The sequence below is a fragment of the Kaistella sp. 97-N-M2 genome (assembly GCF_021513235.1).
Lineage (GTDB): Bacteria > Bacteroidota > Bacteroidia > Flavobacteriales > Weeksellaceae > Kaistella.
Genome location: NZ_CP090976.1, coordinates 1,529,359 through 1,542,109, shown reverse-complemented (window position 1 = coordinate 1,542,109; position 12,751 = coordinate 1,529,359). Strand labels below are relative to the sequence as shown.

The following is a 12,751-nucleotide window of genomic DNA, read 5'->3' as shown; positions in this document are numbered from 1 at the left end:
ATAACCAACATTTTAAATTTAATTATTATGAAAAATTCAATTTTAGCCCTTCTTATGGTAGGTGCACTTGTAAGTTGCAAAAAGAACGAAACCACCGTTGTCTCCGATTCTACCGACAGCTTAAATATGGCTGCACCCGTAGATTCAACCATGATGACGAATGATTCTACTTCAGTCTCCAGTGACATGAGCAGTATGAGCGATCAGGACAAAACATTTGCAAACGACGCCGCAAAAGGTGGGATGATGGAGGTAATGATGGGCGAGCTGGCAGAAAGCAATGGAACAAATGCGAAAGTGAAAGCTTTAGGTAAGATGATGAAAGAAGACCACTCCAAAGCGAACAGCGAATTGAAGACTTGGGCCGCCAGTGCTAATTATACATTACCGACTGCGATGGAAGCAGATCAACAAAAAATGTATGATGATCTGAAAGCGAAAAAAGGTGCCGATTTCGATAAGAGTTATACCGACATGATGGTTACAGATCACAAAAAGGATATCGCAGCTTTTAAAAATCAGGCTTCCGACGGAACAACTGCAGACTTGAAAGCCTTTGCAAGCAAAACGGTGCCGACATTAGAGCACCATTTAACCGCGTCTCAGGAAGCGCAGAATGCAGTAAAATAAGCTGCTGAAATTTATAAAAATTAAATCCCGCTTTTCGGCGGGATTTTTTTTGAACTTTTCTTGAAAGTCACTTGCTGCCTTATCAATTTGGGATAATTATTTCTTAATGAATTTTACAAAATTTGTTACTGTACCTGAAGAAGTAAGTCTTAGTAAGTAAATTCCGGCTGGTAGTGTGGACGCTTCGATTTTTTTACCTGAAAGAACTTTTTTCCAAATGATTTCCCCGCTAGGTCGATGATTTCATAGGTTTGAAAATTGATGTCGGATTCGATAGTAATAAAGTCCGTTACAGGATTCGGAAAAAATTTCAGGACCGCTATGCTCTGGGTGGGATCGCTCACCGCCAGTACGCAGGCAGGGGGATTTGTAATAGGACCTTCGGAATAATCGTAATAAACGGTATCTTCTGTTACGATATTAAAATGTTGATAAACAGGAGGAATTTGAGGATATATACAATTATCAAAAGTTACTGATCCAACGAAAAAAGCAGAATTTCCGCTGTACCAACCTTCACAAACCGGCGTCATTTGCGGTCCGGAGTAAATATCCAACGCTAATTCCGGATCGTACGAATTACTGAAGGAACACACGTTGGCCCACGTTGGTGGTTTTTTAAAATAAACAGTTTTGTGTGGAAATGGCCCAAAATAATATTTTTTGGTAAAAATCGGTGAAAATTCGCCGGATAGATTTTTCAGCATCGCTTTAACTGTAGTAACTGCTGAAATGCTCAGGTCGAGATTGTACATCACCGAAGACGAATTCACCGTTGGATCTGTACCATCGGTCGTGTAATAAATGGTGCCCTGGCCGGAAATATGGGCTGTATAAGGATCTGGCCCGAAGGAATACGTATAAGTGTCGAAAGTAATCTGGGAGCTGTACCATTGAAAAATCGGGAGCAATAATAATAGTAAAAGTTTTTTCATCATGTATTCTTTTGATAATTAAAGATATAGAAAAAACTTAAAAAGGGAAAATAAAATTATTTGCTTACAGTTTTTGCATAGTCCGCTCCACTTTTTACAGGTTTTAACAGCACCTAACCCGGAAGTGCGCCGGGATTACATGTCGCCGCCATGATTTTCGAGCTGTCCTTCCCATTTGGAAACGGAAGACGTTGCTAAGGCATTTCCCAAAACATTCGTCATACTTCTGCCCATATCGCAAAAATGATCAATCGGCAAAATTAAGGCAATCCCCTCGGGCGGAATGCCAAACATGGTACAGGTTGCGACAATAATTACCAAACTTGCACGCGGAACACCGGCAATTCCTTTAGAGGTCAGCATTAAGACTAAAAGCATGGTGATCTGTTGGCCCAGCGTCATATCGATGCCGTAGATCTGAGCGATAAATATTGAGGCGAAAGTCATGTACATCATACTTCCGTCCAGATTAAAAGAATATCCTAAGGGTAAGATGAAGGAGACAATTCTGTTATTACACCCAAATCTTTCCAGTTCTTCGACGAGTTTCGGGAACACTGCTTCGGAACTTGTTGTGGAAAAAGCGATGAGCAAAGGTTCTTTAATTCTTCTTAATAATTCAAACAAACGGTTGCCTAAAATTAAATAACCAACCAGACAGAGAACGAGCCACAAAACGCCCAGTGCGAAGAAGAAGTCGCGCAGGTAAATGGCGTATACTTTGAAGATTTCGAAACCATTTGTGGCTACAACGGCTGCAATGGCGCCTAAAACTCCAAATGGTGCGAACCACATGATGTAGCCTACCATTTTCAGGATGGCGTGGGCACAAATATCCAAAGCTCGTACGATGGGTTTTGTGTATTCTTCGCCCATATTGGCCAGGGCAACACCAAACATGATGGAGAAAACCACGATCTGCAGCACTTCGTTGGTGGCGAAGGCTTCAAATAAACTTTTCGGAATTATATGTTTTACAAAATCTTCGAGGGAAAATCCTTTGGATGTTTTTAAAAGTTCGTCGGCGGAGGAAGCATCCTGAATGGGAAGTTGGGTAACGTGCCCCGGCTCTAGCCAGTTCACAAAAATTAACCCGATAAAAAGGGAAACCAGGGAAGCGGTAATAAACCAAAGCATGGCTTTGGTGCCTACCCTGCCAATCATTTTCATATCGCTCATTTTGGCGATGCCCACCACCAGAGTGGTAAAAACAAGTGGAGCAATAATCATCTGCACCAACCGGATGAATATGGTGCCTAACAATTTGATGTTATTGGCAAATCCTTCGGAACTTTCGGGATATTGAAGATGAACGACGCCGCCCATGATTACACCTAAAACTAAGGCAATGATGATAAAAATGAACAGTTTGTTTTGACCTTTCATGGAAATTTTTTATAAGTAAGAGGTACAAATATAGTTTTTTTTGGCAAAAATTGGCGATAAACAGCACTTCGGACAAGCGATTGAAATGGAAATCCTTTTTTGCGCGGCAAAGCGGGGGCAAAAAGATTGCAATGGAAAGCGCGGTGCCGAAAAATGGCGGCTGCCGGTCCGTGGGGTTTTTTCGGCATGGCCCCAAGAAAAAAACCTCTGAAAAATCAGAGGTTTCGTAAGTATTTTGTAAAAAATTAGGCCTGCAAATATCTTGCATAGGCGTAACCTTCTTTGCCGTCGGAAGTTCTTACTTTCCACCAGTCATCGGAAGTCTGCTCTACCAAAGAAACGGAATCGCCTTTTGCCGCCTTGCCTACGATAGCAGCGTCGGTGGAGGGTTCCTGTCTGATATTGAGGTTAGAATCTTCGGTGGCCACTTTTAGGGACGCACCGGAAGACAATCCTGCAACCTGTACATCTACGTTTATATCGGAGGCAGAATACGTAGAATCGATGGCGCCTAAAGCATTCCACACGGCATCTTTGGCTGATGTGGAAGCTGCATTTCCTGAAACATACAGAATTCCGTCCTGCTCGGTTACCTGAAGGTTTGAAACTCCGGCGGATTGTGCTGCAGAAATTACTCCTGCATATTTATTTTGTAAGTCGCTCATTTTAATTATTTTACAGTGTAGTTATAATTTACTTTTCCAGCTTTTACAGCGTCTACAGACATTTTAATTTGTCTTGCCTGCTCCGGAGAAACGTTTCCGGTTAGCGTTAATTCACCATTCACTACTTCAACTTTTACCGACGGAAAATCTTTTACCGCATCCTGAACTTTTTGCTGAACCATTGGATCTACGGCAGAAGCGGTATCTACAACAACGGGAGCTGCGATGGTCGACATATCCATAACATCTTTTACGCCGGGAATTGCTTTTAAGGAAGTAATCATATTATCTTTTGAAGCCTGATCGGCGAAAGTACCGCTCAAATGGGCTGTTCCGTCTTTTACTTCGACAGAAGCATTTGGATTAGCAGTTACAACCGTTGTAGCCTGTGTTTGAAGTTCTGCATCAGAAACTTTCTTTTTACAAGCGATAGAACCGAAAGACACGGCAAGTGCCAAAGCCGCCATTGCAATTGTTTTTTTCATAGTCGAATTTATTATTGTTAAAAATTATAAAGTCAAATTTAATAAAAAAATACCCGCTTCAAACCTTTAACAATGATAAACTTTTCTTAAAATTTTTAAGAAATCTGCCTTAAATTCAAGAATTAAAGTGCTGAATGTTATAAAGAATCCGCTGTATTTTCGATGGTCCGAAAGGTTAAATTGATGCGCGGCGTGAAAATCTTTTTAGTAGGCGGCAGGCGATGAAGCCAAAATTTTTGGGTTTCGCCTTTCATGACGAGCAAACTTCCGGGGGCCAGATAAAGTTCTACTTTTTCTTTTGTGATTTTGTGTTTAAAAGAAAACTTTCTTTCCGCGCCAAAACTTAAGGACGCGATGGCACCATTTTCTTTCAGGTCTTTTTCGCCGTCGCTGTGGTAGGCCATCCCTTCATTTCCGTCGTGATAAAGATTCAGAAGACAGGAATTAAATTTTTCGCCCGTTTTTGCTTCGGTCAGGTTTTTCAGCAACAAAAGTTCTGTCGTCCAGGGAAGCGCTTTTTTGGTGGAATTGGAATAGGTGTATTCGAAAGTTTCGTCGCCATACCAGGCAACTTTTCGTTTTGTAATGATCTTTTTGCCGAAGATTACGGCTTCATCATTTCGCCACGCGACGCTTTCTAATAATATTTCGTAGAACGCACGGGCGTCTTTGCCGTTTAAGATTTGGCCATAATAATTCACGGTTCCGTCCTGTGGCAATAAGTTGAGTGTTGGGTCTGCAATATTTTCGAATAGTTCCATGGGCGCGATTAAAAAGTCAAAGTTCTGTTTTTTTTTATAAATTCGTCTCAAATTATTTCTATGAAAAAATCCTTCACCTTCATGTTCCTGCTTTTGATGATGTTTACATGGGCTCAAAAGACCGCGGACAACACTTTTATTAAAGAAAATTACACAAAAAAAGAGGTCTACATTCCGATGCGGGACGGCGTGAAATTGTTTACGTCGATTTACATTCCGAACGATATTTCGAAAAATAAAAAATATCCATTTTTGATGCAGCGCACCTGTTACAGCGTGGCACCTTACGGCGAAAATGAATTCCGCAACGGCCTGGGACCGAACCCGTATCTCATGAAGGACGAATATATTTTTGTTTATCAGGATGTCCGCGGTAGATATATGAGCGAAGGAACATTCACGAACATGACGCCGCAGGTAGATCACAAGACTAAAAAAGATGTAGATGAAAGCACCGATACCTACGACACGATTGAATGGCTATTGAAAAACATTGATAACAACAACAAAAAAGTCGGGCAATACGGAACGTCGTACCCCGGATTTTATACGGCTGCGGGAATTCTGTCTGATCATCCGGCCTTGGTAGCATCCTCACCACAGGCTCCGATTTCCGATTTCTGGAATGACGATTTTCTGCACAACGGCAAGTTTATGTTGGGTTATTTCCGAACTTTTCCTGTATTTGGTGTACAGAAAACAAAACCAGAAAAAGACGGCTGGTTTATGGATTCGTTCATCAAACCGACTTCGGATGATGGTCTGAAATTTTACCGTGAAATGGGAACCTTAAAGGATGGCTACGAAAAATATTATAAAAATAATTTCTTCATGACGGAAATTATGAACCATCCAAACTACGATGAGTACTGGCAAAAACGGAGCTTGCTTCCACATCTTAAAAATGTAAAACATGCGGTAATGACCGTGGGCGGCTGGTTTGACGCGGAAGATCTTTCCGGACCTTTAAACATCTACAAAACCATTGAAAAAACAAGTCCGAAAGCGAAGAATACAATCGTGATGGGACCCTTTTCTCACGGAGCCTGGGCGCGCGAAACCGGAAAGGCTTTTCATAACGACATTTATTTTGGCGACAGTATTGCAACGTATTACCAAAAAAATCTGGAGACAAAATTCTTTAACCATTATTTAAAAGGCGACACAAAAACAGACGCCGGAATTCCGGAAGCAGTGATGTTTGATACCGGAAGTATGCAATGGCGGGAGTTCGCACAATATCCACCAAAAAACGCGCAGAAAGTCAGCTTCTATTTGGCGGACGGAACCTTAAAGAATGCTTCTTCCAACAGCGTTTCGGAATATTACAGCGATCCTTCGAATCCTGTTTTGAGTTCCGCCAATCTGAAAGATTTTAATGGTTTCACACCGAGAAATTACATGAGCGAAGATCAAAGATTTGCGGAAGGAAGGCCTGATGTAGTCACGTTTACGACCGATGCTTTAACGGAAGACCTGACTTTTGGCGGAGAGATTTTAGCGAAATTAAACATCGCTTCCACATCCACCGATGCGGATTTTGCCGTAAAGCTGATCGATGTTTATCCGGAAGATTTCGTACCGAAAGAGAAAAAAGACGGCGTGATCTACAGCAATTACCACCAGATGGTGCGCAGCGAAATTATGCCGGCGAGATTCAGAAATTCGCGCGAAAAACCCGAAGCGTTGGTGCCGAATCAAAAAACGGCAGTTACTTTCAGATTGCAGGATGTGATGCACACTTTTAAAAAAGGGCATAAAATCCAGATCCAAATTTCGAGCACGTGGTTTCCGCTTTTCGCTGTGAATCCACAGAAATTTATGGACAATCCGAACTTTGCTACGAAAGAAGATTACACGAAAGCGTTCATAAAAATTTTCGGAGACAGTTCTCTGGAAGTTGATGTTTTGAAATAAGTGACGAATGATTAATGAAAAATTACAATTTTTCTGATCGCTGAAAAAGACGATATAAAAATCCTTTCAAAATTTTTGAAAGGATTTTTGTTTTTATTTAACTGTCTATTATTTACTGGCCTTTAGAAATGTGGTAATACGCCAACATTTTGTAGTAGAGTTTCGCCGCTAGGAACGCAGTTGGCTTCGGCATCGGCGAATCCATTAATTCTACAATATCAAACGCAACTACGTTGCATTTTTCGAAGACTTTTTTCAATAATTCTAAAGTGGGATACCATTGTAAACCTCCTGGTTCTGGTGTTCCGGTTGATGGCGCGATAGAGGGATCGAACGCATCTAAATCGATGGTAATATAAACATTACCGGAAACTTTTTCCAGAACATCATCAATCCAGTCTTCTTTTTTAGCGATTTCATGTGCCCAGAAACATTGCTCTTTGTTCACATGTTCCATTTCTTCGATGTCGCAGGACCGGATTCCGACCTGCACCAAATTGTGTTTTTTGCTCGCTTCGTACACTGCACACGCATGATTGGACGTGGACCCGTGAAAATCCGGACGCAAATCCGTGTGAGCGTCGAGCTGCAAAACGGTCAGGTTTTCGAATTTTTCTCCCACCGCACGAATGGAGCCGATGGAAACGGAATGTTCGCCGCCAAAAAGCGTGAATAATTTACCTTCGTTGCTCAAAAGCTCTTTTGTTTTTTGATAAACTGCTTCCGTCATGGCTTCCGGCGAAGATTTTTCGGTAATGTCGCCGCCAATGTAAACGCCCTCCAAATACGGCTCGGTATTGGTTTCGATGTCGTAAAGTTCCATATTTTCGGAAGCATCTAAAAAAAGTTCCGGGCCCTTGTCCGCGCCCTTTCCCCAGGTTGAAGTGCCGTCGTAGGGAACAGTGACGAGCATTACTTTGGAGTTTTCGAGGGTTGCATTTTCTTCGGGAATGCCGGCGTAAGTTTGCATATCTGTTTAAATTTTAAGTTTGAATTGAGATGTTCAAAGATAAGAAAATGCCGGGATTTTTACGAGTTGCCCGCCGTTCGTCCGTGCAATATTCCGTTTCAAAAGCTTAATTTTACAAAAAGAAAAAAATGCTTTTAAAAGCCGTACTCTTCGACATGGACGGAGTTATTGTCGATACAGAACCACTCCACCGCAAAGCGTATTTCCAGATGTTTAAAGATCTGGGCATACCCGTTTCCGAAGAATTATATGAAACTTTTACGGGTGCTGCTACGAAAAAAGTATGCGAGACGCTGATCAATCTCTATCATTTAGACAAAAGCGTAGATGACCTCGCGAAAATTAAACGCAAATATTTTAAATACTATTTTTACAATGATCCCGATTTCCATCTGATTGCCGGCGTGAAAGAGTCGATTGAAAAATACTTTGAAGACGGCATTAAACTCGTTTTGGCCTCTTCGGCAAGCATGACGACGATTGACATGGTGTTTGAAAAATTTGAGTTGGAAAAGTATTTTGTGGGAAAAATAAGTGGTGATGAATTAAAGGAATCCAAACCCAATCCGGAGATTTTTCTGCTCGCTGCGCAGATTGCACAGGAACCGAAAGAAAACTGTTTCGTCGTAGAAGATTCTACAAATGGAATTTTGGCAGCTTATGCGGCGGGAATTTTTTGCGTGGCGTACAAAAGTGAACATTCCGTGGGGCAGAATTATGACAAAGCGAATCTGGTGATTTCTGATTTCAAAGAAATGGCGCCCGAAAATATGCGTAAGTATTTTGAAATTTTTACTCTTCGTCCTTTCGGGAGAAGAAACTTCCTGAACTTCCAGCCCCGGTTGAAACGGCATCCTTTTTCTTTTGAAAAAAAGAAAAAGATACAGTGGAAAACGGGTACTCAAAAGAAAAGGAGCAACTTCATCTGGTGCTCCTTTAAATATTTTAGTTTTTCTAATAGCCGAGAATTTTCAAGACTTCCTCCGCTTTCTGCTCCTCGCGGAACACTTTATACGTAAAATTTCCTTCGTCATCTTTATCGATCAAAATATGTTTCGGCTGCGGCATCAAACAGTGATGAACGCCACCGTACCCACCAATGGTCTCCTGATAGGCGCCCGTGTGGAAAAAACCGATGTATAAAGGTTTGGTTTCGCTGAAAACGGGCAGATAAATGGCATTCGTATGCTGCTCGGAATTGTAATAATCGTCGGAGTCGCACGTAAGTCCGCCAAGGAAAACGCGCTCATAAGTATCTTCCCAGCGGTTGAGGGGCAACATGATAAATTTGCGCGAAATCGCCCACGTATCGGGCAGTGTGGTCATAAATGAGGAGTCGATCATGTTCCACTTTTCGCGGTCGTTCTGGCGTTTTTGCGAGATGATCTTATACAGATGACCGCCACTTTCGCCCACTGTGAAACTACCAAATTCGGTATAGATATTCGGCTCTTCTACGCCTTCTTCTTCACAGAATTTTTTAATCTGAGAAACGATCTCGTTCACCATATACTGGTAATCATAATCGAAATTTAAAGAGGTTTTAATGGGAAAACCGCCGCCAATATTGAGGGAATCCACTTCGGGTGCGATCTTTTTCAGACGCGCGTAAACACGCAGACATTTATAAAGTTCGTTCCAGTAATACGCTGTGTCTTTAATTCCGGTGTTGATGAAAAAATGCAACATTTTGAGCCTTGCATTCGGATGTTCTGCAATTTTCTGGCTGTAGTAAGGAATGATGTCTTTGTACCCGATTCCTAATCTGGACGTATAAAATTCAAATTTTGGCTCTTCTTCCGACGCAATCCTGATTCCGATATTAAACGTGGTATCAATGCTTTCGGTGAGCTTATCGAGTTCGCGGTAATTATCGAGGACGGGAATAATATTTTGGAAACCGTTATTAATGAGATCTGAGATTTTTGCCAGATAATCGTCGGTTTTGAAACCGTTGCAAATCACCTCAACATCCTTTCCGTATTTTCCTTTTTCATAAAGCGCCTTTACAATATCCATATCATAGGCAGAGGAAGTTTCCAGGGAAATATCGTTTTTCAACGCCTCTTCCACCACAAAGGCAAACTGACTCGATTTCGTGCAGTAGCAGTATTTATAACCTTTTTTGTAATCGTGTTTTTCGATCGCTTCTTTAAACCAGCCTTTTGCGCGCTGAATATTCATCGAAATTTTGGGCAGATAATTAAATTTCAAAGGCGTACCAAACTGTTCGATCACCTCCAGCAAAGGAATATCGTGAAACTGCAACGTATTTTCCGCAACGTTAAATTCTTCGGTGGGGAAATACAGGGTTTGGTCGATGAGCTCTGAATATTTAATTTTCATTTTAAGGAATAGTATTTATAAGGTTTGAAGTGCAAATTTGAGAAAAAAAAGTGGTTTTACGCCTGCTATTTCGCCAAACTTCTGCATCCGTCATTTGCTACGGTATAATGCGAAGATCGCTTCGGAATCAATTTAATTCGACACAAAAACCACAAGATCACCGGAATCAAACCGAATTTCGACCTTTTCATCATTAGCAATATTACGCGTTCCGATCCGGTGTGTGGCTTCTAAATTTTCATGATGCAAAGGCCATTTTAAGCCTTTTGTAACAATATTTCCGGCAACCGGAAAGGGATAAAGAGAAATTGTTTTTCCTTTCGCCTGCTCTAAAACGAGTTCTTTCGGCGCGAAAAAATAGGTGGAATATTCATCAAAAAAAGTGAGGTTCATTTTATCTTTAAAAAGATAGGCTACCGTAAGATTTCCGAGAAAATGATCCATTTCGCCACCACTTCCGCCATAAATATTAACTTTTGCAAAACCGCGCTCGGCAATGATTTCCAGTGATTTCTGGAAATCGGTTTTATTTTGATCCGGGGTGTAAATGAATTTTTCTGCGTAGATGCTTTCATCCCTGCCCGAATGCGAATCGAAATCGCCGGAGATAAAATCGAGTTTTTCGAGCGGAAAATTTTTGTCTTTCAAATAATGAAACGCCCCGTCGGAACAGGCGATGAGTGAATAACCGTCGGTTTCGGGAAGGTTGATGGGCGGAATTCCGTTGATGAAAAGAAGCGCTTTACCGAGCATTGGGATTCCAGTATTCTTCCGCTTCATTATTTAAGTGCGAAACGTAGCGCGCCAAAACAAAAAGATAATCCGAAAGCCGATTAAGATACTTGATGAGTTCCGGACGAACTTCCTCCGATTCGTTGAGGAAAACCAAACTGCGTTCCGCGCGTCGGCAGACGGTTCGGCAAATATGAAGCGATGTCGCGGCCCTTCCGCCACCCGGAAGAATAAAGTATTGAAGCGGTTTTAATTCTTTTTCAAAATCATCCATCCATTTTTCGAGGTCTTCAATCTCCACTTCGGAAATCATCAAAGCCAGGCGCGATTTTCCGTTGGCTAACGTCAGTTTTTCCGTTGGCGTCGCAGATTCCGAACCCACCGTAAAAAGATCAAACTGAATCTTTTTAAGTTGCGTTAAAATTGTCGTGTCCGTAATTTCGCATTTCGCAAAACCGATAAAAGAATTCAGTTCATCGATGGTTCCGTAAGATTCGACGCGCGACGACGCTTTCGACACGCGCGTTCCGCCGTAGAGCGCGGTTTCGCCTTTGTCGCCGGTTTTCGTATATATTTTCATTAGATTGATGCTTGACGTAAATTTAAGGATTTTATTAGACTTCGAAGCCGGCATCTGTCCAAACGTCGTTCCCGGCGGTATGTAATTTTAATTTTTTTTAATTTTTTTTGTAATAATTTTCGGGTTGAAGCATCCAATGAGCAGAATATTCTAAAAGTTAAATTCAATAATTTTAAAAATTCAACGCGAATGAAAAATTTAAAAAACAGAAACACCATAACTTTCCGCGCAAAAATTCTTGTTCCCAATGAATTCCACATTTGAAGAACTCTACAAGGAGTTTTCGCCAAGGATTTACAAACTTTGCCTGAGTTACTCTGGCGACCGGCTTTTCGCGGACGACCTTCATCAGGAAACCTGGATCGCGGTCTGGAACAGTTTACCCAAATTCCGCAATGAAAGCAAAATTGGAACCTGGATTTATAGAATCGCGATTAACACGTGCTTAACCGGAATCAAAAAGCAGACGAAGAAGAGTGATCATTCCGAGGAAATCTTAGCCAGACTCGTGCACGAAGAAAGCCACGATTCGACGAAAGAAATTAATCTTTTGTACGAATCCATCAGCAAACTTAAGGAGAACGAAAGAATCATCATCACGCTGGTTTTAGAAGAAAAATCCTACGAAGAAATCGCAGAAATAACCGGAATTACCGAAAATAATCTGCGTGTAAAAATCCACCGAATTAAAAAAGAACTCAAAGAAATTTACACCAATCATGGAAGAATTTAGCGACCTGGAGAATCTTTGGAAACACTCGGAAACCCAAGTGCCCACCAACAAGACAGACTTTTTAAAAATTAAAAACAACCGAAACAAAATGAAAAATACGTATATCAAAGGAGCGATTATGCTTTTTATTACCGGAACTATTATCCTTGTAACCATGACCTATCTGGACGCGCCGCTTAAAACGACCGCGGTGATTTCCGCAATGATTGCGCTCAGCGCCATCTGCTTTCTGCAGGCTGTTCTGATGCTTTTCACCGCCGGAAAAATTTCAGCAATTGACGAAATTCAAACTCCGGCCACACATTTGAAACAGTGGCAAAACTTTCGCATCTTTCAGCTGAAACAAAGGCGTTGGAATATGCCCGTTTATTTCCTGCTTCTGGCAGTAAGTCTGGGCGTCTATTTTTTAGAAATCCTGAAAAACGTGGATCTTTGGAAGATGATTTTGGCCTTCGTCGTTACCTACGCCTGGATGCTTTTTGCGTATTTCTATCTCGGCAGAAAAAGCCTCAAAAAAGAGGATGCACGCATCAATTGTATTATTGCCGAACTGAAAAGTCTGGAAAATCAGTTTCATTAAAACCAAAAAGTGGGATCGCGAAAAACGGTCC

15 protein-coding genes and 1 pseudogene are annotated in these 12,751 nt (G+C 41.5%); 6 read left to right on the top strand and 10 right to left on the bottom strand.

Going from position 1 to position 12,751, the window contains the following annotated elements; all coding sequences use genetic code 11:
* Window positions 1-27: 27 nt before the first annotated feature.
* On the top strand, window positions 28-630 hold the full coding sequence (locus tag L0B70_RS07360) for a DUF4142 domain-containing protein (RefSeq protein ID WP_235141182.1): 603 nt from the start codon (window positions 28-30) through the stop codon (window positions 628-630).
* Between the two features lie 96 nt (window positions 631-726).
* On the opposite strand, the gene L0B70_RS13535 is transcribed toward L0B70_RS07360, so the two are convergent.
* From L0B70_RS13535 to L0B70_RS07350, 3 genes are all read right to left on the bottom strand, one after another.
* Complete coding sequence (locus L0B70_RS13535) at window positions 727-819, bottom strand: T9SS type A sorting domain-containing protein (RefSeq protein WP_407929703.1); 93 nt, start codon at window positions 817-819, stop codon at window positions 727-729.
* Entirely contained in the window at window positions 780-1,568 is a 789-nt protein-coding gene (locus L0B70_RS07355; protein ID WP_235141181.1) for a chitobiase/beta-hexosaminidase C-terminal domain-containing protein, read from the bottom strand. Before L0B70_RS07355 ends, L0B70_RS13535 begins: the two co-directional genes overlap by 40 nt.
* Window positions 1,569-1,700: 132 nt before the next feature.
* Window positions 1,701-2,951, bottom strand: a complete 1,251-nt coding sequence (locus L0B70_RS07350) for a dicarboxylate/amino acid:cation symporter (RefSeq protein ID WP_235141180.1) — start codon at window positions 2,949-2,951, stop codon at window positions 1,701-1,703.
* 40 nt (window positions 2,952-2,991) lie between these two features.
* Here L0B70_RS07350 and L0B70_RS07345 point away from each other — a divergent pair, with 40 nt between their 5' ends.
* Window positions 2,992-3,162, top strand: coding sequence for a hypothetical protein (locus tag L0B70_RS07345; protein WP_235141179.1), 171 nt, complete (start codon window positions 2,992-2,994; stop codon window positions 3,160-3,162).
* 34 nt (window positions 3,163-3,196) lie between these two features.
* Here the strand turns inward: L0B70_RS07345 and L0B70_RS07340 are convergent, their stop codons facing one another.
* The 3 genes from L0B70_RS07340 to L0B70_RS07330 form a co-directional block, all read right to left on the bottom strand.
* A complete protein-coding gene (locus L0B70_RS07340; protein WP_235141178.1) occupies window positions 3,197-3,616 on the bottom strand; it encodes an SH3 domain-containing protein in 420 nt (139 codons plus the stop codon).
* 5 nt (window positions 3,617-3,621) lie between these two features.
* Complete coding sequence (locus L0B70_RS07335) at window positions 3,622-4,101, bottom strand: BON domain-containing protein (RefSeq protein WP_235141177.1); 480 nt, start codon at window positions 4,099-4,101, stop codon at window positions 3,622-3,624.
* A gap of 137 nt (window positions 4,102-4,238) precedes the next feature.
* Window positions 4,239-4,862, bottom strand: a complete 624-nt coding sequence (locus L0B70_RS07330) for an alpha-ketoglutarate-dependent dioxygenase AlkB (protein WP_235141176.1) — start codon at window positions 4,860-4,862, stop codon at window positions 4,239-4,241.
* Between the two features lie 60 nt (window positions 4,863-4,922).
* Between L0B70_RS07330 and L0B70_RS07325 the strand changes: the two genes are divergently transcribed.
* Complete coding sequence (locus tag L0B70_RS07325; protein WP_235141175.1) at window positions 4,923-6,779, top strand: CocE/NonD family hydrolase; 1,857 nt, start codon at window positions 4,923-4,925, stop codon at window positions 6,777-6,779.
* 112 nt (window positions 6,780-6,891) lie between these two features.
* Here the strand turns inward: L0B70_RS07325 and speB are convergent, their stop codons facing one another.
* On the bottom strand, window positions 6,892-7,749 hold the full coding sequence (speB, locus tag L0B70_RS07320; RefSeq protein WP_235141174.1) for an agmatinase: 858 nt from the start codon (window positions 7,747-7,749) through the stop codon (window positions 6,892-6,894).
* 128 nt (window positions 7,750-7,877) lie between these two features.
* On the opposite strand from speB, the pseudogene L0B70_RS07315 reads away from it, so the two are divergent.
* Window positions 7,878-8,534, top strand: a pseudogene (locus tag L0B70_RS07315) (HAD family hydrolase); the annotation flags it as partial.
* A 169-nt stretch (window positions 8,535-8,703) separates the two neighbouring features.
* On the opposite strand, the gene L0B70_RS07310 reads toward L0B70_RS07315, so the two are convergent.
* The 3 genes from L0B70_RS07310 to L0B70_RS07300 all read right to left on the bottom strand — a co-directional run bounded on the left by L0B70_RS07310 (window position 8,704) and on the right by L0B70_RS07300 (window position 11,407).
* Window positions 8,704-10,095 (bottom strand): arginine decarboxylase, encoded by a 1,392-nt coding sequence (locus L0B70_RS07310; RefSeq protein ID WP_235141173.1) that lies wholly within the window; start codon window positions 10,093-10,095, stop codon window positions 8,704-8,706.
* Between the two features lie 132 nt (window positions 10,096-10,227).
* Window positions 10,228-10,875, bottom strand: coding sequence for a thiamine diphosphokinase (locus L0B70_RS07305; protein WP_235141172.1), 648 nt, complete (start codon window positions 10,873-10,875; stop codon window positions 10,228-10,230).
* Window positions 10,838-11,407: a cob(I)yrinic acid a,c-diamide adenosyltransferase gene (locus tag L0B70_RS07300; protein ID WP_235141171.1), complete on the bottom strand. Its 570-nt coding sequence runs from the start codon at window positions 11,405-11,407 to the stop codon at window positions 10,838-10,840. The genes L0B70_RS07305 and L0B70_RS07300 overlap by 38 nt, the downstream gene beginning before the upstream one ends.
* 247 nt (window positions 11,408-11,654) lie before the next feature.
* Between L0B70_RS07300 and L0B70_RS07295 the strand changes: the two genes are divergently transcribed.
* Together L0B70_RS07295 and L0B70_RS07290 are read left to right on the top strand one after the other, a co-directional pair.
* Window positions 11,655-12,140: an RNA polymerase sigma factor gene (locus tag L0B70_RS07295; protein ID WP_235141170.1), complete on the top strand. Its 486-nt coding sequence runs from the start codon at window positions 11,655-11,657 to the stop codon at window positions 12,138-12,140.
* A complete protein-coding gene (locus tag L0B70_RS07290) occupies window positions 12,127-12,720 on the top strand; it encodes a hypothetical protein (RefSeq protein ID WP_235141169.1) in 594 nt (197 codons plus the stop codon). The genes L0B70_RS07295 and L0B70_RS07290 overlap by 14 nt, the downstream gene beginning before the upstream one ends.
* Window positions 12,721-12,751: the final 31 nt, after the last annotated feature.

Bases quoted from the DNA above. Each gene is read 5' to 3' on its own strand.
- L0B70_RS07325 (WP_235141175.1), top strand. From the start codon at position 4,923: ATGAAAAAATCCTTCACCTTCATGTTCCTGCTTTTGATGATGTTTACA.
- L0B70_RS07350 (WP_235141180.1), bottom strand. From the start codon at position 2,951: ATGAAAGGTCAAAACAAACTGTTCATTTTTATCATCATTGCCTTAGTT.
- L0B70_RS07295 (WP_235141170.1), top strand. From the start codon at position 11,655: ATGAATTCCACATTTGAAGAACTCTACAAGGAGTTTTCGCCAAGGATT.
- L0B70_RS07340 (WP_235141178.1), bottom strand. From the start codon at position 3,616: ATGAGCGACTTACAAAATAAATATGCAGGAGTAATTTCTGCAGCACAA.
- speB (WP_235141174.1), bottom strand. From the start codon at position 7,749: ATGCAAACTTACGCCGGCATTCCCGAAGAAAATGCAACCCTCGAAAAC.
- L0B70_RS07355 (WP_235141181.1), bottom strand. From the start codon at position 1,568: ATGATGAAAAAACTTTTACTATTATTATTGCTCCCGATTTTTCAATGG.
- L0B70_RS07305 (WP_235141172.1), bottom strand. From the start codon at position 10,875: ATGAAGCGGAAGAATACTGGAATCCCAATGCTCGGTAAAGCGCTTCTT.
- L0B70_RS07330 (WP_235141176.1), bottom strand. From the start codon at position 4,862: ATGGAACTATTCGAAAATATTGCAGACCCAACACTCAACTTATTGCCA.
- L0B70_RS07290 (WP_235141169.1), top strand. From the start codon at position 12,127: ATGGAAGAATTTAGCGACCTGGAGAATCTTTGGAAACACTCGGAAACC.
- L0B70_RS07335 (WP_235141177.1), bottom strand. From the start codon at position 4,101: ATGAAAAAAACAATTGCAATGGCGGCTTTGGCACTTGCCGTGTCTTTC.
- L0B70_RS07310 (WP_235141173.1), bottom strand. From the start codon at position 10,095: ATGAAAATTAAATATTCAGAGCTCATCGACCAAACCCTGTATTTCCCC.
- L0B70_RS07360 (WP_235141182.1), top strand. From the start codon at position 28: ATGAAAAATTCAATTTTAGCCCTTCTTATGGTAGGTGCACTTGTAAGT.
- L0B70_RS07300 (WP_235141171.1), bottom strand. From the start codon at position 11,407: ATGAAAATATATACGAAAACCGGCGACAAAGGCGAAACCGCGCTCTAC.